Source organism: Streptomyces sp. NPDC005774, assembly GCF_042871645.1.
GTDB lineage: Bacteria > Actinomycetota > Actinomycetes > Streptomycetales > Streptomycetaceae > Streptomyces > Streptomyces pratens.
Window position 1 is genome coordinate 126,622 of sequence record NZ_JBIAIV010000007.1, and the last position, 20,202, is coordinate 146,823.

Here is a 20,202-nt window from a genome sequence, read left to right on the forward strand (position 1 = left end):
CGGAGGCCGCGCCGCGCGTGTGAGTTTGCTCACGGATCAACGGTCAAACCATCTCAATCCGGGCCGGTGACCCACTCACCCGAAACGGGCATTGCCCCCTGAAGCCATCATTCCGCTCCTGATCATCGCGACTGGGGCATCGGATCGCCCCGGCGGAATCACCCCCCTTCACCCCCTTTGCTCGAGATCACTTTCTACGCCGAGTGACCTCCCCCTCACGTGGCGTCATGTAAGTCACGGCATACCCCATGGGCCTTGTTGGGAGATCCCGCACTGTGCTGGAATTCCAGCGACCGCCGCAGATTCCGATCCGGCGCACAGGGGGCGCACGAAAGCGCCATCGTGGCGGTGGACAAGGGGGAACCCGCGCCGGTCACTCACGACCACCATGGGGGCGTATTCAGGGCGCCCTTATGACGCCGACACCGTGTCCCGCCGTTCACTCGGAGGGGCGCCTGGTCCAGAGGTTGCGACGCTAGTGCAGGGACGTTTCAAGAGGGATGGCAGCGCTTCGGCGGAGCCGGAGCACGGCGGGAATGGCCCCAAGGCCGTCGGCTCCTCGCCCCAGCACGCCCAGAACCAGGGGCCGTCGGCCAACGGTGAGGGCACAGACCGGCCCGGCCGCCCCGGCGCCGCGCCCGCGGGACCGGATGGTGCTCCCTCGGCCACTCCGAAGCCCCCGAAGAACCCCACCGGCCCGGGGTCGCGCGTAGCCCTGCGCAACTGGCGGATCTCCACCCGACTGGTGTCGCTGCTCGCGCTCCCGGTGGTCGCGGCCACCTCGCTGGGCGCCCTGCGTATCAACCAGTCGATGGACGACATCCAGCAGCTCGACAACATGAAGCTGCTGACGGACATGACCCAGGAGGCCACCGAGCTCGCCGCCGCGCTCCAGGAGGAGCGCGACCAGTCGGCCGGCCCGCTGGCGCACGGGGGCAAGGCCACCGACTTCGGAGTCAAGGGCCACCGCGAGAAGACCGACCGCGCCCGGAAGAACTTCCTCGACAGTTCCGAGGAGATCAACAACGCCAGCCGGGACGGCAACCTCACCGGTGTCCGTGACAACCTGGTCCAGTTGGCAGGCAACCTGGGCGACCTCGAGAAGATCCGCAACACGGCCTATGTGTCGGAGGACAACTCCACCCAGACCGTCGAGGCGTACCACCGTCTGATCGAGAACCTGATCGGCCTCTCCCAGGACATGGCCGAGGCGACCAGCAACTCCGAGATGATCCAGCGCACCCGCGCCCTGGGGGCCTTCTCCGCCGCCAAGGAGTACGCGTCGATCCAGCGCGCGGTCCTCGCGGCGGCACTGCCCGCCAACAACACCAGCTTCGGCAAGCTCACCGAGAACGACCGGCTCTACGCCGAGTCGGCGCTGGAGAGCCAGAAGTCCGAGGTGCGCAGCTTCAAGAGCATCTACGGCGAGGACTCGGCCACCGAGCTGCTGGCGCCCATCGAGGACGGCAACGACACGATCCAGGCCACCGACAAGTACGCGGGCCGTGCCCTGGTGTCGGCCGACGGCCTGGAGTCGATGGGCAAGCGGTCCTACCGCGACTGGCTGGACGACAGCTCCACCAAGATCCAGCAGATGAAGAACGTCGAGCACACGCTGCTCGAGGAGATGGAACAGAAGGCCCGTGAGCTGCGCAGCGCCACCGAGCGCGACGCGATCATCTCCGGTGTGCTGATCCTGATCGTGCTCGGTGTCTCGCTGGTCGGCGCCTTCGTCGTGGCCCGCTCCATGATCCGCTCGCTGCGCCGCCTCGAGGACACCGCGACCAAGGTCGCCCAGGAACGTCTGCCCGAGTTGGTCAAGCAGCTGTCCGAGTCCGACCCGCAGGACGTCGACACGTCCGTGGAGTCGGTGGGTGTGCACTCCCGGGACGAGATCGGCCGTGTGGCCGCGGCCTTCGACGACGTGCACCGCGAGGCGGTCCGCCTCGCCGCCGAGCAGGCCCTGCTGCGGGGCAACGTCAACGCGATGTTCACCAACCTCTCGCGCCGCTCCCAGGGTCTGATCCAGCGCCAGCTGTCGCTGATCTCCGAACTGGAGTCCCGCGAGGCCGACCCGGACCAGCTGTCCTCGCTGTTCAAGCTGGACCACCTGGCCACGCGTATGCGCCGTAACGGTGAGAACCTGCTCGTCCTCGCGGGTGAGGAGCCCGGACGACGGTGGACCCGCCCGGTTCCGCTGGTCGACGTGCTGCGTGCCGCCGCGTCCGAGGTGGAGCAGTATGAGCGCATCGAACTGACCGCCGTGCCGACCACCGAAGTGGCCGGCCGGGTCGTCAACGACCTCGTGCACCTGCTCGCCGAGCTGCTGGAGAACGCGACCTCGTTCTCCTCCCCGCAGACCAAGGTCAAGGTCACCGGTCACGCGCTGCCCGACGGCCGGGTGCTGATCGAGATCCACGACACCGGTATCGGCCTGTCCCCGGAGGACCTGGCGGCGATCAACGAGCGGCTCGCCGCGCCGCCCACCGTGGACGTCTCCGTCTCCCGCCGCATGGGTCTGTTCGTGGTCGGCCGGCTGTCGCAGCGGCACGGCATCCGCATCCAGCTCCGCCCGTCCGACTCCGGCGGTACGACCGCGCTGGTCATGCTGCCCGTCGACGTCGCCCAGGGCAAGAAGCCCCCGGCCAAGCCCGGACAGCCGGGTGTCGGCGGCCCCGCCGCCGCGCAGGCCGCGGCCGGTGCCGCGGCGGCCCGCCGGTCCGCCGGTGGCGGTCAGCCCGGTGGCGGTGCTCTCGGTGCCGGTGCGCCCGGCGGTGGCCGGCTCCCCGCCGGCCAGGGTCCGCGGGCCGCACTGCCCGGACGGGACGGCCAGGGCCGCCCGGGTGCCCCAGGCGGGGCGCGTGGTCCGCAGGGCCAGCCGGGCAGGTCGTCCGCTCCGTCCCTGTTCGAGCATGGCGGCGCCCCCTCCGCTCCGTCGCAGGGCCGTCCGGCCCCGGCCGGCGCGGGTGCCGGATACGGCGGCCAGGCCCCGGGTGCCCCGCAGGGGATGCAGTCCGCGGGTCAGGGCGGTGCGCAGGGCCAGGACCTGTTCGGCGGCGGCCGGAGTGACGTACCCCAGCAGCGGGGCAACGCCGAGCGCGGCCGTCGTCCTCAGCTGCCGCCGCGCGGCAACGCTCCGCGCGCAGAGCTGCCCGGCGGCGACCAGCAGCAGCCGCGGGTGCCCAGCTGGAGCGACGAGAACGCCCAGCCGCCGGTATCCAGGGCTCCGCTGGACGCACCGCGCGGCCACGACGAGCCGGATGCCGCCCGGACGAACGCCATGCCGCGGTTCGACGACCAGCACGGCGCCGGCGCCACGTCCGAGATGCCCCGGTTCGACGACCGGCAGGGCCACGGCGCCCCCGGTGCCGGCCCCCCGCAGCACACCGGCCAGTACGGTGGGCCCGGCGCGAACGGCGCCCAGGACACGGGCCAGTTCCGCGGCGACCTCTACGGCGCCCCGGCGGACCGCTACAACGGGCAGGGCAACGGGCAGAACCCGTCCCACACCGGCCAGTTCCCGGCCCCGCAGGGCTACGACACCGGCTCGTACCACAACGGTTCCGCCGGTCAGTACCCGGGCCAGGGCGAAGGCGCTCCCGCGCGCTACCCCGCCCCGGAGCGGCCGAACCACGCGGACCCGGCCTCCACCGGCCAGTTCGAGCGTCCGCAGATGAACGGGGCGCAGGAACCCGGCCTCGGCAACCGGCGTCCTCCGGCTCCGCAGCAGCGGCCGGACCGTCTCCAGCCGGGCCAGTTGGGTCAGCCGGGCCAGCCGGCCGCCCCGCAGCGGCCCGACAACGGCCGCGGGCAGAGCGACGCCTGGGCACTGCCGCCGGCGTCCGGTCCCGGCGACGGGCGCACCCCGCTGTACGACACCCTGGAGACCAACTGGTTCCACGGTGCGCAGGAGGAGCAGGGCAATCCCCCGGCTCCGGCACAGCAGCCGCAGCAGCATTCACCGCAGCAGCAGCCGCAACAGCATTCACCGCAGCAGCCACAGGGGCCGACCGGTCCGCAGCGGTCCGCTGCCACCACCTGGCGCAGCTCGCCCAACGACGAACTGGTCCGGCAGGCCGAACGCGTCCGGAAGCCGGCCGCGGGCGGCGTCACCACATCCGGCCTGCCGCGCCGGGTGCCCAAGGCGAACCTCGTCCCGGGCACGGCTCAGCAGCAGTCCCACCAGAGCGGTCCGCAGGTCTCCCGTGCACCCGATGACGTGCGTGGCCGGCTGACCAATCTCCGTCGAGGTATCGCACAGGGTCGTCAGGCCGGTTCGTCATCCCAGACCGGCAGCTTCCCCCGACCCACTCACCAGCAGGAGCGTTAGTTGAGCCCGATGAGCCAGGCGGCACAGAACCTCAACTGGTTGATCACCAACTTCGTGGACAACACCCCCGGGGTGTCCCACACCGTCGTCGTGTCCGCCGACGGTCTTCTCCTGGCGATGTCGGAGGGCTTCCCGCGCGACCGCGCGGACCAGCTCGCGGCCGTGGCGTCGGGACTGACCTCCCTGACCGCCGGCGCCTCCCGCATCTTCGAAGGCGGCGACGTCGCACAGACGGTCGTCGAGATGGAGCGGGGTTTCCTCTTCCTCATGTCCGTCTCGGACGGCTCGTCCCTGGCCGTCCTCGCCCACCCCGATTGCGACATCGGTCTCGTCGGCTACGAGATGGCGCTCCTGGTCGACCGCGCGGGGGCGGTCCTCACCCCGGACCTGCGCGCCGAGCTACAGGGAAGTCTGCTCCACTGACCGGCACCGGCACCACCCGTCTCACCAAATCACCGTCCGGCCGCCACAATCCCCCCACCGGCCCCTCAGACGGCTTGACCGACCGACTTGCTGTCCCCGCCCGGAGGATCCATGACCCCGCCCAACGCTTCTCATGATCCGTACGCGGAACCGTACGAGGACGAGGGCGACCAGCCACTGGTACGTCCCTATGCGATGACCGGTGGCCGGACCAGGCCGCGCTATCAGCTGGCCATTGAGGCACTGATCAGTACGACGGCCGACCCGGCAGCGCTCATGGGGCTCCTTCCGGAGCATCAGCGCATCTGCCACCTGACCCGTGAGGTGAAGTCGGTCGCCGAGGTCTCGGCGCTCCTGAACATGCCGCTGGGCGTGGCCCGGATCCTGGTGGCGGACCTCGCGGAAGCGGGTCTCGTGGCCATCCATCAGCCGGGTGGCGACGAGACCACCGGCGCACCGGACGTGACACTGCTCGAAAGGGTGCTCAGTGGACTTCGCAAGCTCTAGCGGCGGGACGGTTTCCGAGAACCGTTCCACCACCTCCGCGAAGATCGTGGTGGCGGGCGGCTTCGGCGTGGGCAAGACCACGTTCGTCGGTGCTGTTTCGGAGATCAACCCGCTGCGTACCGAGGCCGTCATGACGTCCGCTTCGGCGGGCATCGACGACCTCACCCACACCGGGGGCAAGACCACCACCACGGTGGCCATGGACTTCGGCCGTATCACCCTGGACCAGGACCTGATCCTGTACCTCTTCGGTACACCCGGCCAGGACCGCTTCTGGTTCATGTGGGACGACCTGGTACGCGGCGCCATCGGCGCGGTCGTGCTCGTGGACACGCGGAGGCTGGCGGACTGCTTCCCGGCCGTCGACTACTTCGAGAACAGCGGACTGCCGTTCGTCGTCGCCCTCAACGGCTTCGACGGACAGCAGCCGTACCAGCCGGAAGAGGTGCGTGAGGCGCTGCAGATCGGGCCCGACGCCCCGATCATCAGCACCGACGCCCGGCACCGCTCGGACGCCAAGAGCGCGCTGATCACTCTGGTCGAACACGCCCTCATGGCACGCCTCCGGTAACCGAAGGCAACCACGGCATACAGCAGTTGTCGTAGATACACCGGGGTCGGCTGTGTCCTTGGACACGACCGACCCCGGTGTTCATAACGTTTCGGCAGAGGAATCGGCCGGGGTCGACACGCGACGCGTTCGATTGGTGCCCCTGTGCGTACGGCCGCCCCGCCTTTTGGCGGGGCTCATTCTTTTTGACCGTTTTATCTGCGGCTTACATCACGCCGGAACCTCCTCTTCCGCTGTTTGGAAGAGGACTGGTGGACATGCTGGAATGCCAGGACTGCCCATTGGTCAAAGACGCACTCAGCAGTCGTTGGCCCGCCGGGCTCTGAGACACTGCGGCACACCGTTGGTGCCGACCGCTGAGAGGTTGTTGGTCGAGTGAGGCGAAGCACGAGCAGTCCCGAGCCGTCGGCCCGGGGCAACTTCACCCCGCCGCCGCGCGCAGCGGCTCCCGCCCCCGTACACGACACGGAACCGACGGCCTCGCCCGCCCCGAGCGGCGGCCGTTTCTCCCCCCGCAACTGGCGGGTGGCCACCAGGCTGAACGCGATCCTGCTCATCCCCGTGCTGGTCGGCCTGGTCATGGGCGGCTTCCAGGTGAAGGGCTCGATCGACACCTGGCAGGAGGCCGAGGACGCGGAGAACACCGCGCGTCTGGTGCGGGCCTCCCTCAGCTACGCCAACGCCCTCTACCTCGAGCGGGACCTCACCGCCGCCCCGCTGCTGCAGGGCAATGGCCAGGACGACCCGGCCGTCGTCAAGGCGCGTGCCGCGACGGACAAGGCCGCCGACAACTTCGACGTGGCGGCCCAGTCCATGCCCGCCAAGGGGGGCCTGGAACGCCGGCTGAAGCTGCTGCGCGAGGCGGAGCCCAAACTCACGCCGCTGCGCCAGGCCGCGTACACCGCCAAGCTCAAGGGCGTGGAGACCGAAGAGGGCTACGTCCAGATAGCCAACCCGCTGATGCAGTTCGCCAACGAACTCGGCCTGGGCACCGGCAACGTCACCAGCTACGGCCGTACGGTCTACGCGATCTCGTTGAGCAAGGCGGCCCTGTCGCTCCAGCGGTCCATCGGTACGCATCTGCTGGTGAAGCCCGGCCCCACCGACAGCCAGCTCGCCAGCCAGCGGGTCGCGCTCTCGTCCTACGCCTACCTCGAGGGCATCGCCATCCAGGAGTACCTCGGCGGCGGCACCGAGGCCGACACGGCCAGGCTGAAGCAGCTCGAGCAGGAGATAAAGGCCGACGGCGCGGACCTGGCCAGGGAGAAGGCCGCCTCGGACCCGGACTACGTACCGCCGCCCGAGAACCCGATCACGTTGATCTCGGAGGTCGCGCGGCTCAGCACCACGGATCCGGCCGCCCGCACCGAGATGGCCGGCCGCGGCATCACCGTCGAGAACTACTGGGCGGTCAACACCCTCAAGTACGACGGCTACAGCGAGATCGAGTCGGACCTCGCCGACGCCGCGGTGGACGAGGCCTCCGCCATCGCCGGTGACGCCCAGCGCGACGCCTTCATCACCGGCGGCGCCGTCGTGATCGCCCTGCTCGCCGCGTTCATCCTGGCCGGCATGGTGGCCCGCCAGATGAGCCGCTCCATGCGCCAGCTGCGCAACGCCGCCTTCGGCATCGCCGAGCAGCGCCTGCCGATGCTGGTCGACCAGCTCTCCCGTACCGACCCCGGCCGGGTCGACACCCGGGTCGCCCCGATCCCGATCAACTCCACGGACGAGATCGGCGAGGTCGCCCGCGCCTTCGACCAGGTCCACCGCGAAGCCGTCCGGCTCGCCTCCGAGCAGGCCCTGCTGCGGGGCAACATCAACGCGATCTTCACCAATCTCTCGCGCCGCAACCAGTCGCTGATCGAGGGCCAGCTGACCCTGCTCACCGGCCTGGAGAACAACGAGGCCGACCCGGACCAGCTGGAGCACCTCTTCAAGCTGGACCACCTGGCCACCCGTATGCGCCGCAACGGCGAGAACCTGCTGGTCCTCGCCGGCGAGGAGCCCGGCCGCCGCTGGGACCAGCCGGTGCCACTGGTCGACGTGATCCGCGCCGCCTCCTCCGAGGTGGAGCAGTACGAGCGCGTCGAACTGTCCGGTGTCCCCGAGGCCGAGATCCACGGCCGGGCCGTGACCGACCTCGTGCACCTGCTGGCCGAGCTCCTTGAGAACGCCACCACGTTCTCCTCCCCGCAGACCAAGGTCCGGGTCACCGCGACCCGTCTTCCCGACGGCCGCGTGATGGTCGAGATCCATGACAAGGGCATCGGCCTGACCCCCGAGGACTTCGCGGACATCAACCACAAGCTGGCCAACCCGCCGACCGTGGACGCCGCGATCTCGCAGCGCATGGGCCTGTTCGTGGTCGGCCGGCTGTCCGACCGGCACGGCATCCGGGTCCAGCTGCGCCCCTCGGGCGAGCAGGCCGGTACGACCTCGCTGGTCATGCTGCCGGACGCGATCACCCGTGGTGGCGGTGGCCAGACGCAGCCCGAGCGCGACGAGTTCACGGTCTCCCAGATCATCCCTGAGCAGAACGCCTACCCGGGCGAGGACTTCAGTCAGCCGCAGCAACAGCGGCCGCTGCGCACGGCGGCGGAGCTCGGCTTCGACGACAGCCGTTACGAGGTCCCGGACGACCTCCGCGACCTGGACCCGGTCGGCCGTTCGCTGATGCGCAAGGAGCGACGGGCGGCCATGGACCCGCAGGGCCAGCTGCCCGCGCTGCCCGACCCCCAGGCACCCGGTGACCAGAACGGCTCCGACCAGGCTGCCTACCCCGACGAATTCGCCGCCGTCCCGCAGGGCTACGACGACGGCCGGGGCGCCGGTGACACCCGGAACTTCGAGGGCGCACCGGCCGGTTACCCGGAGCAGGAGCCCGTCGGTTTCGACCAGCAGGCGTACGGCAACGGGCAGCAGGCGCCGTACGAAGGACAGCAGCAATCGGCGTACGATGAGTCGTATTACGCGCCGGGCGGCCACCTGCCGCAGAACGACTCCTTCTCGTCGAACGGCGGCTACCCGGACGGCTCCTACGCGGAGCCGGCCCAGGCCGATCGGACGACGGGCGGCCCGGCCGGCCCCGGGGCGTTCCCGGGCTTCGGCGAGCAGCGTCCGCAGGACGACTGGCCGCAGCAGGACGGCTACCAGAACGGTTACCCGGCGCAGTACCCCGCAGCGCCCCCGGAGGCGGAGTCCGCACCGGCCGCTGACGCAACGGCGCAGGACAGCGTAGGCTTCGAGCGTCCGGGTCCAGGCCACTCCACCTCTCACGAGCTGACCGACGCCGGGCTTCCGCGTCGTGGAGCTTCCACGGGCGGCGCCGGTGAGAAGCAGCGTGCGAACCAGGGGCCCCCGGCTCCCGCTGCCGCTTCGGTTCCGGCCCAGCAGGGCGACGGCGACAGCTCCTGGCGTTCGGCGAACGACGAGCGCTGGCAGCAGGCGTCCTCGCTGCGGAGGCCCAAGGCGGGCGGGGTGACCTCATCCGGGCTGCCGCGGCGTGTTCCCAAGGCCAACCTGGTCGAGGGCGCCGCCGAAACCACCCCTCAGGGAGGCCCCCAGGTCTCCCGCGCCCCGGAGGACATCCGGGGCAGGCTGAGCAACCTGCGGCGCGGCGTCCAACAGGGCCGCAACGCAGGCAGTGAAACGAACGGCCAGGCCACTGGGAATCACCACAGTGGTCCTGACAGCACCTACAACCAGGAGCGTTAGTGTGAGCCCGATGAGCCAGGCGGCACAGAACCTGAACTGGTTGATCACCAACTTCGTGGACAACACCCCGGGGGTGTCCCACACGGTGGTGGTCTCCGCCGACGGACTCCTTCTGGCGATGTCCGAAGGATTTCCCCGCGACCGCGCGGACCAGCTCGCGGCCGTGGCCTCCGGGCTGACGTCGCTGACGGCAGGCGCCTCCCGGATCTTCGAGGGTGGCAGCGTGAACCAGACGGTTGTGGAGATGGAGCGGGGATTCCTGTTCCTCATGTCCATTTCCGATGGTTCCTCACTCGCCGTTCTCGCGCATCCCGATGCGGACATCGGTCTCATTGGGTACGAGATGGCCCTCCTGGTCGACCGTGCCGGTACGGTCCTGACCCCGGACCTTCGCGCGGAGCTCCAGGGGAGCCTGCTCAACTGACAAACGGACGGTGCGGTTTCGCGTCCCGGGGCCGTAAGGTCTTGGGACGCGGCTTCCACGTGAGGGATGCCAGGCACATTCGGAGGAGGAGAAAGTGGCTACACCACCAGACGGATCGTCTACGGGCAACTGGTCGTACGACCCTGCGCAGGGTCGCAACGACGGTTCCCAGAACCGGTACGGCTACTCCTCCCCGCCGAACCACGGCCAGCCGTACGTGCCGCAGGGCCCCGGTCCTTCGCCGTACGAGCAGCCGCATGCGCCGCGCATCCAGCCCGTGCAGCCGCAGCGCCGCACCCCAGAGCCGGCGCCCGCCGGGACGTCGAACAACCCCCTGGTGCGCCCGTACGCAATGACGGGCGGCCGCACCAGGCCGCGGTACCAGCTCGCCATCGAGGCACTGGTGCACACCACCGCGCAGCCGCACCAGATGCAGGGCCAGTTGCCCGAGCATCAGCGGATCTGCAACCTCTGCCGAGAGATCAAGTCGGTGGCCGAGGTCTCGGCCCTGCTGACCATCCCTCTCGGTGTGGCCAGAATTCTCGTCGCCGACTTGGCGGAGGCAGGACTGGTCGCCATCCATCAGCCCGGCGGCGACGAGAGCGCCGGCGGCCAGCCAGACGTGACACTGCTCGAAAGGGTGCTCAGTGGACTTCGCAAGCTCTAGCGGCGGTCCTTCCCGCTCCACCACCTCTGCGAAAATCGTGGTGGCGGGCGGCTTCGGCGTGGGCAAGACCACGTTCGTCGGTGCTGTCTCGGAGATCAACCCGCTGCGTACCGAGGCCGTCATGACGTCCGCTTCGGCGGGCATCGACGACCTCACCCACACCGGGGACAAGACCACCACCACGGTGGCCATGGACTTCGGCCGTATCACCCTGGACCAGGACCTGATCCTGTACCTCTTCGGTACACCCGGCCAGGACCGCTTCTGGTTCATGTGGGACGACCTGGTACGCGGCGCCATCGGCGCGATCGTGCTCGTGGACACCCGGAGGCTGGCGGACTGCTTCCCGGCCGTCGACTACTTCGAGAACAGCGGACTGCCGTTCGTCGTCGCCCTCAACGGCTTCGACGGACAGCAGCCGTACCAGCCGGAAGAGGTGCGTGAGGCGCTGCAGATCGGGCCCGACGCCCCGATCATCAGCACCGACGCCCGGCACCGCTCGGACGCCAAGAGCGCGCTGATCACTCTGGTCGAACACGCCCTCATGGCACGCCTCCGGTAACCGAGGCGGCCGGACCGTACGGTCGACGAACAGGGGAACGCCCCCTCCGGTCCGGAGGGGGCGTTCCCCTGTTCGTGGTGCCGCCCCGGCCGTGGGCGGACGTGTGAAGGGGGCCCACCCGGCGGGTGGGCCCCCTTCAGGGCGTGCTGCGGGCTCAGCGCCAGCTGTGCGGGGCGCGGAAGCCGGGCTCACGCTCGAGGCGGCGCCAGCCGGCCCTGGCGCGGCCGGGGCGGGCCGTGGCGTCGTGGGCGGGGCGGGCGGCGGCGCGGGCGAGGAGGATCGCGGTGATGGCGGCGACTTCCTCGGGCCCGGCGTGGCCCTTCTCGACGCGGATGTCAGGTGTGCTCATGGGTGTCAGTCTCCCTGGGAGAGAGGTCCGCGGGGTTGCCGCGAGGAGTCCGCCGGGTTACCGGGCGGATCGCTTCGGTCGGTCGGCTACTGCGGCGGGTTGCCGTGCTTGCGGGAGGGCAGGTCGGCGTGCTTGGTCTGCAGCATCGCCAGGGAGCGGATCAGCACCTCGCGGGTCTCGGCGGGGTCGATGACGTCGTCGACCAGACCGCGTTCGGCCGCGTAGTAGGGGTGCATCAGCTCGGACTTGTACTCCTTGACCATGCGCGCCCGCATGGCCTCCGGATCCTCCGCGTCGGCGATCTGGCGGCGGAAGATGACGTTGGCCGCGCCCTCCGCGCCCATCACGGCGATCTCGTTGGTCGGCCAGGCGTAGGTGAGGTCGGCGCCGATGGACTGGCTGTCCATGACGATGTACGCGCCGCCGTACGCCTTGCGCAGGATCAGCGAGATCCTGGGTACCGTCGCGTTGCAGTAGGCGTAGAGGAGCTTGGCGCCGTGGCGGATGATGCCACCGTGCTCCTGGTCGACGCCCGGGAGGAATCCGGGGACGTCCAGGAAGGTGAGGATCGGGATGTTGAAGGCGTCGCACATCTGGACGAAGCGGGCGGCCTTCTCGGACGCCTCGATGTCCAGCACGCCGGCCAGTGCCTGGGGCTGGTTGGCGACGATGCCGACGACCTGGCCGTCCATCCGGGCCAGTGCGCAGATGATGTTCCGCGCCCAGCGTTCGTGGACCTCGAGGTACTCGCCGTCGTCGACGATCTCCTCGATGACCTTGGCCATGTCGTACGGGCGGTTGCCGTCGGCCGGGACCAGGTCGAGCAGGACGTCGCTGCGGCGCTCGGCCTCGTCGGTGTTCTCGGCCCTCGGGGGGTTCTCACGGTTGTTCTGCGGGAGCAGCGAGAGGAGGTAGCGCACCTCGGCGATGCACGTCTCCTCGTCGTCGTAGGCGAAGTGGCAGACGCCGCTGGTCTCGGCGTGCACGTCCGCGCCGCCCAGGCCGTTCTGGCTGATCTCCTCGCCGGTGACCGCCTTGACGACGTCCGGTCCGGTGATGAACATCTGCGACGTCTCGCGGACCATGAACACGAAGTCGGTGAGGGCGGGGCTGTAGGCCGCGCCGCCCGCGCACGGGCCGAGCATCACGCTGATCTGCGGGATGACACCGGACGCGCGGGTGTTGCGCTGGAAGATGCCGCCGTAGCCGGCGAGCGCCGAGACACCCTCCTGGATCCGGGCGCCCGCACCGTCGTTGAGGGAGACCAGCGGCGCGCCCGCCGCGATGGCCATGTCCATGATCTTGTGGATCTTGGTGGCGTGGGCCTCGCCCAGCGCGCCGCCGAAGATCCGGAAGTCGTGGGCGTAGACGAAGACCGTGCGGCCGTCCACGGTGCCCCAACCGGTGATCACACCGTCGGTGTACGGCTTCTTGGTCTCCAGACCGAAACCGGTCGCGCGGTGCCGGCGCAGCTGCTCGACCTCGCGGAAGGACCCCGGGTCCAGCAGCAGTTCGATGCGCTCCCGGGCGGTCAGCTTGCCCTTGGCGTGCTGCGCCCGGGTCGCCTTCTCGCTCGGGCCGGCCAGTGCCTGCGCACGGATCTCGTGCAGTTCGGCAACACGTCCGCGCGCGTCGGTCGGCTCACCCGGTGCGTCATCCAAAACGGTCATGCTGTGACCTTACGAAGCTCACCCGGGAATGCGAGCCGTCGACTCCTCACAGTCTCGAGGCCGTTTTCCTGGTGCGACCGAACAGAACCGTGGCGGCACGCAGGCGTTCCGACTGCTCAGAGGGCGTGCGCGTTGTAGGGGTCCGACAAACTCCGAGACTGAGACGCCCCTCACAGCCACATGCCGGGCGGACTCCCCACGGGTGTCACACCCGTCGGATCCCGCGCCCGGCGTCCACCGATTTCACCGGACCGGCGACCCTTCCCCACCCCCGCATCCGGTCGATCCCAGATGTTCTCCGGGGGTTCACCCGTTCGGGTCGGTCCGCACCGCAGAGGGTAACGGTACGACCCGCGAACCCCGTGAACCCCGCAAGCCCCTCGAGGCCGATCGGGCCGCGACGGAAACGAGTCGGCACGGGGTGTGGAAGTGAGCGGCCCGGGGGACCCGCCTTCGATACGGTCGAACGAGCGAACCCTCCCGCCGGTCCCGTGCACCACTCCACGAAAGATGTTGAACTTTAAAGGGAATGCATCTACAGTGAGTCTCGTTGAAAGTGATTGAACATTCAACGGGATCATCCGATCTCCCCCGTCCCCAGGAGGAACACACCATGGGCATCTTCAGCCGCAAGAGCAACGAGACCGCCACCGCGACCGCCCCGGCCGCCGTGAACCCGGACCTGGCCGCCCTGACCGGCGACTACACGATCGACCCCTCGCACACCACCCTCGGTTTCGTCGCCCGGCATGCGATGGTCACCAACGTCAAGGGCAGCTTCCAGGAGTTCACCGGCACTCTGCACCTGGACGGCTCCGCCCCGTCCAACTCCACCGCCACCCTCGACGTGGAGATGGCCAGCATCGAGACCGGCAGCGCCGACCGTGACGGTCACCTGAAGAGCGCGGACTTCTTCAAGATCGAGGAGTTCCCGAAGATGACCTTCCGCTCCACCAAGGTGGAGGCTCTGGGCGGCGACGACTACCGCATCACCGGTGACCTGACGATCCTCGGCACCACCAAGCCCCTCGCCATCGACCTGGAGTTCAACGGCTCCGCCAAGGACCCCTTCGGCAACGAGCGCATCGGCTTCGAGGGCAAGGCCGACATCCTGCGCTCCGAGTGGGGCCTGACCTGGAACGCCGCGCTGGAGACGGGTGGCGTCCTGGTCTCCGACAAGATCAAGCTGAACTTCGACATCTCGGCGATCAAGAACGCCTGAGCCGACGGCCCAGCCCGTCCGGCACCGCTGAACGCGCGCCCGCCTCCTCCGTACCGAGGAGGGCGGGCGCTCGGCGTCCCGGCGCCGCGGGCTCACTCCCCCGGCATCAGCTTCGCGACGGCCGTCTCCGCCTGCATGGACCGGCCCCCGGCGTACGGGTCCAAAGGGCGCCGAGCATGGCGCGACACCGCTCCGTCCTGCCCAGTGCCTCGAAACGGGCCTTGTCGCGAGGCCCCCGCTCCAGCACCGCCGCGAGCTCTTCTCGGGCACCATCGGTCTCCTGCCGCGACACGCGGGCCGCCGTCCCTCACCCGTCCGCCTCGGCGGCGCCGGCCTCCGCGAGTCCGGCCGGCGGCATCCGTCCCATCCGTCCGGTGGCCGTCAGTTCCTCGACCCGCCGGACGTCGACCGGGGGATCAGAGGCTGCCGCCGGGCCTGCGGGGAATCAGCCGGAGGAAGTACGCCCCGTTCAACGCCGTGCGGGTGCCGGTGAGCCGGCCGTGGCACAGGGCGACGTCATTGACCTCGGCGGCCGTGACGGAGGGGGCGCCCGCCCTCTCCTTGCCCGCCTTCACCCAGCAGAGCCCGGCACGCGGAGCCGGGTGGGCCAACGGTCAGGCGTCCGGCTCCGCGGTGGACGGGAAGGCCTGCGGGGCAACGGGATCCGACGGCGTCGTGGAAGGAACGCAGGCCCACCGGCCCCTCGCCGTCGCGCAACGGCCGGGCGGCAGCACGTCAGAACCCGCCGCCGAAGTCCCCTCCGCCGCCGAAGCCACCGCCACCACCGAAGTCACCGCCCCCGAAACCACCGCCGAAGTCCCCGGGGTCGAAGTCGGCGCCGGAGATGTCGCCGCCGCCGTACCCACCGAAGTCGCCGTAGCCGGCGCCGTAGTCGGCCCCGTAGGCGGGGCTCGCCATCATGCTGCCCAGCATGGTGCCGACCAGCAGGCCGGGCAGCACGCCACCGCCGAAGTAGCCGCCCGCCCAGGGGCCGTAGGCCGGGCCCGCCTCCCAGTAGGGCCGTCGGCCGGAGTCGGTGTCGACCTCGCGGACGGCCGGCTCCAGGCCGTCGGTGAGGCGGGTCCGGTCCGCCGCGCAGACCGGGACCTCGCGCGCGGTGCCGCTCGGAGGCGTCCAGTGGGCGTCCGCGACCGAGGGACCGTGGCGCGGGTCGAAGAAACAGGGCGGACGGCGCTCCGGCAGCGCCCGGCCCTCGCGACGGGCGGCGAGCACGGCCAGCGCGAAGCGGCCGTCCTCCACGGCCTGGGTGACCGCCCGGACGTCCTCCGGCCGGTCCGCCCGGTCCATCAGCTGCTTGGACAGTTCGTAGGAGTCCAGCGCGCGTTCGTAGTCCGTGCGCATGGCGTCGTCGGCGCCGGGCTCGCCGGGGTGGAAGTCGAGCCGGTCGAGCTCCTCGCCGAAGGCGGTGATGTCCTCGTCGACCACGACCCGCAGCTTCTCCAGCGCGGCCCGCTGCTCCTCCTCGTGGCGCTTGCGGTTGCGGCGGACCACGGCGTAGGCACCCGCACCGCCCACCGCCACCACCGCACCGACGGTGATCAGACCGCCGAGCGGCACCTCACCGCCACCCTCGTTCCAGGAGGCCGGCGCCGAGCCGCCGATGTTGCGCAGGGCGTCGTCGACGAAGTCGTTCAGCTGGGCCTTGGCGTCGCCCGCACCCTGCGCGGCCGTGACCAGGTTCCCCACACCCTGACGGCTCAGCACGCTGCTGTCGGCACGCGCGTCGAACTCGTCACCGAGACGGACGCCGTACAGACCGGTGATCCCGGTCTCGGTGCGCAGGTTCCGGAAGAGGCCCTCCGTGGGATATCCGGCCGGGAGAACCGCGACGAAGACGGGTTTGTCCGCGTCCTCGATCTTGTCCGCGAGAGCCTTGGCGTCCGACTCGGACAGGACGCCGGTCGCCTCGGGATCGACGTAGACGGGGCTCTCGCGCAGTGCCTGCGCCACGGTCGAGAGGTCGGTGTCCGCGCGCGCGCCCGGCGCCCCGGCCATCAGGACCGCCAGAGCGGCGGCCACCGGCACGATCAGCAGGCGTACGAGGGTACGCGTCAGCGCGTCCTTCATAGGTTCGAAGCTACCCGAACCGGGGCGGAAACGGGCATCCGGTCCGGCATGGACCTCCCGTACGGCACGCGCGGCTCGCGCGTCACCACGGATCGTCCCTGCCGGACCGGTTGGGGTCAGGCCGCCGGTTCGACCCCGGCCCGCAGCAGCCCGTACGTGTACGCGTCCTCCAGGGCCTGCCAGGACGCGGCGATGACGTTGTCCGCGACACCCACGGTCGACCACTCCCCCGCACCGTCGGACGTGGAGATCAGGACCCGGGTGGTGGACTGCGTGCCGTGCTTGCCCTCGAGGATGCGGACCTTGTAGTCGACGAGCTCCAGCTTGGCGAGCTGCGGGTAGATCCGCTCCAGGGCGACGCGCAGGGACCGGTCCAGGGCGTTGACCGGGCCGTTGCCCTCGGCCGTGGCGACGATCCGCTCGCCCTTGGCCCAGAGCTTGACCGTGGCCTCGTTGGCGTGGGTGCCGTCGGGGCGGTCCTCGACGATCGCGCGCCAGGACTCGACGTCGAAGTACTTCAGCGGCCTGCCCTCGGTCTCCGCGCGCAGCAGGAGTTCGAAGCTCGCGTCGGCGGCCTCGTACGTGTAGCCCTTGAGCTCCCGTTCCTTGACCCGCTCCACGACCCGGCCGACCAGTTCGCGGTCGTCGCCGAGGTCGATGCCGAGTTCCTTGCCCTTGAGCTCGATGGAGGCGCGGCCGGCCATGTCGGACACCAGCATCCGCATGGTGTTGCCGACTTGCTCGGGGTCGATGTGCTGGTACAGGTCGGGGTCGACCTTGATGGCGGAGGCGTGCAGGCCGGCCTTGTGGGCGAAGGCGGAGACGCCGACGTAGGGCTGGTGGGTGGAAGGGGTCAGGTTGACCACTTCGGCGATGGCGTGCGAGATGCGCGTCATGTCCCGCAGCCGGCCCTCGGGCAGGACCTTCTTGGCGTACTTGAGCTCCAGCGCCGCCACCACCGGGAACAGGTTGGCGTTGCCGACGCGCTCGCCGTAGCCGTTGGCCGTGCACTGCACGTGGGTGGCGCCCGCGTCGACGGCGGCGAGGGTGTTGGCGACCGCGCACCCGGTGTCGTCCTGGGCGTGGATGCCGAGCCGGGCGCCGGTGTCGGCGAGCACCGTGGAGACGACGGCCTGGATCTGGGCGGGGAGCATGCCGCCGTTGGTGTCGCACAGGACGACGACGTCGGCGCCGGCCTCCCGGGCGGCGCGGACGACGGACTTGGCGTACTCGGGGTTGGCGCGGTAGCCGTCGAAGAAGTGCTCGCAGTCGACGAAGACCCGGCGGCCCTCGGCCTTGAGGAAGGCCACGGTGTCGCGGACCATCGCCAGGTTCTCGTCCAGGGTGGTGCGCAGGGCTAGCTCGACATGGCGGTCGTGGGACTTGGCGACCAGGGTGATGACCTGAGCGCCGGAGGCGAGGAGTCCCCTGACCTGCGGGTCCTTCTCCGCGGTCGTGCCCGCGCGGCGGGTGGCGCCGAAGGCGACCAGCTGGGCGTGGCGGAAGTCGATCTCCTGCTGGGCGCGGGCGAAGAACTCGGTGTCCCGCGGGTTCGCGCCGGGCCAGCCGCCTTCGATGAAGCCCACGCCGAAGTCGTCCAGGTGCCGTGCGATGGCCAGCTTGTCGGCGACGGTGAGGTTGATGCCCTCACGCTGGGCGCCGTCGCGCAGGGTGGTGTCGAAGACGTGGAACGAGTCGTCGGGCTCGCTGGGTGCGGTCATGGTCTGAAGGCTCCTGATGTTGGATCTCGGTCTACCGGAATGACCGGTTCCACCGTCCCCCCATGGTCCCTCGCGCCCGGTCCCCGGCTTGAGGTGGGCCAGGAAACAGAAAAACCTCTCGCGGGTGCGAGAGGTCTGCGCGCGGGTCGAGGACGACGGTGTCCGCCCGTACGTTGTCGTACGTGCGGTCACTGCGGACCGGCGCGCCTGCTGCCAATAATCGTGGCGAACGAGAGCACGGGGGAAGTCTGACACAAAGCGGTCCCGCGATCACCGTCCGTCTCAGGATGCGGGCGTTGGGTGTCCGGCCCGCGGCGACCGGAAGGCCGGGCCGGCGATGAGCGGGGTCCGGCCGCGGTGACCCGAGGCTTCCGGCCGGCGACGACCGGGTAATCCGGCCCCGGCGAACGGGTGCCCGGCAAGCGGAGAGCCGGGCCGACGGTGACCTGGGGTCCGGCCCGCGGCGACCCGAGGCATTCGGCCGGCGACGACCGGGGAATCCGGCCCCGGCGAACGGGTGACCGGCCCGCAGCGATCCGGGTGACCGGCCCACGGCGTCCGGGCGGGGCCACGCGAACGCGCGGCCCCCCACGGACCTCCGTGGGGGGCCGGCCGTACACGTCGTCGTCGGGGCCGGGCGCTCAGCCCAGCGGGTGCATCCAGCCGTGCTTGTCCTCGGCCGTGCCGCGCTGGATGTCGAGCAGGGCCCGGCGCAGGCGCTGGGTGACCTCACCGGGCTCGCCACCGCTCTGCTTCCACTCGCCGCCGGCCCGCTTGACGGTGCCGACGGGCGTGATGACGGCCGCGGTGCCGCAGGCGAAGACCTCGGTGAGGATGCCGTTCTCCGTGTCGCGCTGCCACTGCTCGACCGAGACCCGCTCCTCTACGGCCTCGTAGCCGAGGTCGCGGGCGACGCTCAGCAGGGAGTCACGGGTGACGCCCTCCAGGATGGAGCCGGTGAGAGCCGGGGTGACGATCTTGTCCCCGTAGACGAAGTACAGGTTCATGCCGCCGAGTTCCTCGACCCAGGTGTGCTCCACGGCGTCGAGATAGCAGACCTGGTCGCAGCCCTTGGCGGCGGCCTCGGCCTGGGCGAGCAGGGAGGCCGCGTAGTTGCCGCCCGTCTTGGCGTCGCCCATGCCACCGGGGACGGCACGGACGCGGTCCTCGGAGACCCAGATGGAGACCGGCTTCACACCGCCGGGGAAGTAGGCGCCGGCGGGAGAGGCGATCACCAGGAACAGGTACTCGTTGGCGGGCTTCACACCCAGGCCGACCTCGGTCGCGATCATGAACGGGCGCAGGTAGAGGGATTCCTCGCCACCGTGCGCCGGAACCCAGGCCTTGTCCTGCCCGACCAGGGCGTCGCACGCCGCGAGGAACGTCTCCACCGGCAGCTCGGGCATCGCGAGGCGGCGGGCGGAGCGCTGGAACCGCTCGGCGTTCTTCTCGGGGCGGAAGGTGGCGACGGACCCGTCGGGCCGGCGATAGGCCTTCAGGCCCTCGAAGATCTCCTGTGCGTAGTGCAGGACGTGGGTCGCCGGGTCGAGGGGGATCGGCGCGTACGGGACGAGCTGTCCGTCGTGCCAGCCCCGGCCCTCGGTCCACTTGACCGTCACCATGTGGTCGGTGAAGTGGCGTCCGAACCCCGGGTCGGCCAGGATCGCCTCGCGCTCGGCGTCGGAGAGCGGGTGGGCGGAGGGCTTGAGCTCGATCGTGGGCGTGGTCATGAATGGTTGTCCTTCACCGGTTGTAGTGACGGGCCGCGTTCACGCCCGTACGGCCGGTGGCCAGTGGTAGGACGTCCGAGTATTCCCTCATTCGGCGGCTCCGCGTTCGATTATCGCCCGGAGGCGGCGGAGGTGGGAATACGGGGTGAATGCGGCCCGGTGGTCGATGGTGGCACCCGGCGGGGACATGGGGAAGCCGCCGGGCGGTCGCGACCGGCGGC

Annotated in this window: 15 protein-coding genes; 9 read left to right on the top strand and 6 right to left on the bottom strand. The window is 70.5% G+C overall.

The genetic code is table 11. The features are described from left to right. Nucleotides 1–478 precede the first annotated feature (478 nt). The 8 genes from ACFYQA_RS09400 to ACFYQA_RS09435 all read left to right on the top strand — a co-directional run bounded on the left by ACFYQA_RS09400 (nt 479) and on the right by ACFYQA_RS09435 (nt 11,201). Nucleotides 479–4,330, top strand: a complete 3,852-nt coding sequence (locus ACFYQA_RS09400; RefSeq protein WP_388913878.1) for a nitrate- and nitrite sensing domain-containing protein — start codon at nt 479–481, stop codon at nt 4,328–4,330. 9 nt (nt 4,331–4,339) lie between these two features. Continuing rightward, on the top strand, nt 4,340–4,753 hold the full coding sequence (locus tag ACFYQA_RS09405) for a roadblock/LC7 domain-containing protein (RefSeq protein ID WP_030667329.1): 414 nt from the start codon (nt 4,340–4,342) through the stop codon (nt 4,751–4,753). A gap of 111 nt (nt 4,754–4,864) precedes the next feature. Further along, nucleotides 4,865–5,260: a DUF742 domain-containing protein gene (locus tag ACFYQA_RS09410; protein WP_055594897.1), complete on the top strand. Its 396-nt coding sequence runs from the start codon at nt 4,865–4,867 to the stop codon at nt 5,258–5,260. After that, the gene (locus tag ACFYQA_RS09415) at nt 5,241–5,831 is read left to right on the top strand and encodes an ATP/GTP-binding protein (protein WP_332430825.1); all 591 of its coding nucleotides are present in this window, start codon (nt 5,241–5,243) and stop codon (nt 5,829–5,831) included. Before ACFYQA_RS09410 ends, ACFYQA_RS09415 begins: the two co-directional genes overlap by 20 nt. A gap of 375 nt (nt 5,832–6,206) precedes the next feature. Beyond that, nucleotides 6,207–9,548, top strand: a complete 3,342-nt coding sequence (locus ACFYQA_RS09420) for a nitrate- and nitrite sensing domain-containing protein (protein WP_388913881.1) — start codon at nt 6,207–6,209, stop codon at nt 9,546–9,548. Nucleotides 9,549–9,558: 10 nt separating this feature from the next. Continuing rightward, entirely contained in the window at nt 9,559–9,972 is a 414-nt protein-coding gene (locus ACFYQA_RS09425; protein WP_042168317.1) for a roadblock/LC7 domain-containing protein, read from the top strand. Nucleotides 9,973–10,066: 94 nt separating this feature from the next. Continuing rightward, nucleotides 10,067–10,639 carry a DUF742 domain-containing protein gene (locus ACFYQA_RS09430; RefSeq protein WP_388913884.1) on the top strand — a complete coding sequence of 191 codons (573 nt, stop codon included), beginning with the start codon at nt 10,067–10,069 and terminating at the stop codon, nt 10,637–10,639. Beyond that, the gene (locus ACFYQA_RS09435) at nt 10,620–11,201 is read left to right on the top strand and encodes an ATP/GTP-binding protein (RefSeq protein WP_388436577.1); all 582 of its coding nucleotides are present in this window, start codon (nt 10,620–10,622) and stop codon (nt 11,199–11,201) included. Before ACFYQA_RS09430 ends, ACFYQA_RS09435 begins: the two co-directional genes overlap by 20 nt. Before the next feature lie 154 nt (nt 11,202–11,355). On the opposite strand, the gene ACFYQA_RS09440 is transcribed toward ACFYQA_RS09435, so the two are convergent. Continuing rightward, nucleotides 11,356–11,550: an acyl-CoA carboxylase subunit epsilon gene (locus ACFYQA_RS09440; protein WP_332430820.1), complete on the bottom strand. Its 195-nt coding sequence runs from the start codon at nt 11,548–11,550 to the stop codon at nt 11,356–11,358. A gap of 86 nt (nt 11,551–11,636) precedes the next feature. After that, nucleotides 11,637–13,220: an acyl-CoA carboxylase subunit beta gene (locus tag ACFYQA_RS09445; protein WP_388913889.1), complete on the bottom strand. Its 1,584-nt coding sequence runs from the start codon at nt 13,218–13,220 to the stop codon at nt 11,637–11,639. Between the two features lie 613 nt (nt 13,221–13,833). Between ACFYQA_RS09445 and ACFYQA_RS09450 the strand changes: the two genes are divergently transcribed. Continuing rightward, nucleotides 13,834–14,442 (top strand): YceI family protein, encoded by a 609-nt coding sequence (locus ACFYQA_RS09450; RefSeq protein ID WP_388913892.1) that lies wholly within the window; start codon nt 13,834–13,836, stop codon nt 14,440–14,442. A gap of 416 nt (nt 14,443–14,858) precedes the next feature. Here the strand turns inward: ACFYQA_RS09450 and ACFYQA_RS09455 are convergent, their stop codons facing one another. From ACFYQA_RS09455 to ACFYQA_RS09470, 4 genes are all read right to left on the bottom strand, one after another. Then, nucleotides 14,859–15,053 carry a hypothetical protein gene (locus ACFYQA_RS09455; RefSeq protein WP_388913895.1) on the bottom strand — a complete coding sequence of 65 codons (195 nt, stop codon included), beginning with the start codon at nt 15,051–15,053 and terminating at the stop codon, nt 14,859–14,861. 124 nt (nt 15,054–15,177) lie between these two features. Then, on the bottom strand, nt 15,178–16,530 hold the full coding sequence (locus ACFYQA_RS09460; RefSeq protein ID WP_388913898.1) for a hypothetical protein: 1,353 nt from the start codon (nt 16,528–16,530) through the stop codon (nt 15,178–15,180). Nucleotides 16,531–16,646: 116 nt separating this feature from the next. Beyond that, the gene (gene cimA / locus ACFYQA_RS09465) at nt 16,647–18,251 is read right to left on the bottom strand and encodes a citramalate synthase (protein ID WP_388913901.1); all 1,605 of its coding nucleotides are present in this window, start codon (nt 18,249–18,251) and stop codon (nt 16,647–16,649) included. Nucleotides 18,252–18,892: 641 nt separating this feature from the next. After that, entirely contained in the window at nt 18,893–19,981 is a 1,089-nt protein-coding gene (locus ACFYQA_RS09470) for a branched-chain amino acid aminotransferase (protein ID WP_388913904.1), read from the bottom strand. Between the last annotated feature and the right edge of the window lie 221 nt (nt 19,982–20,202).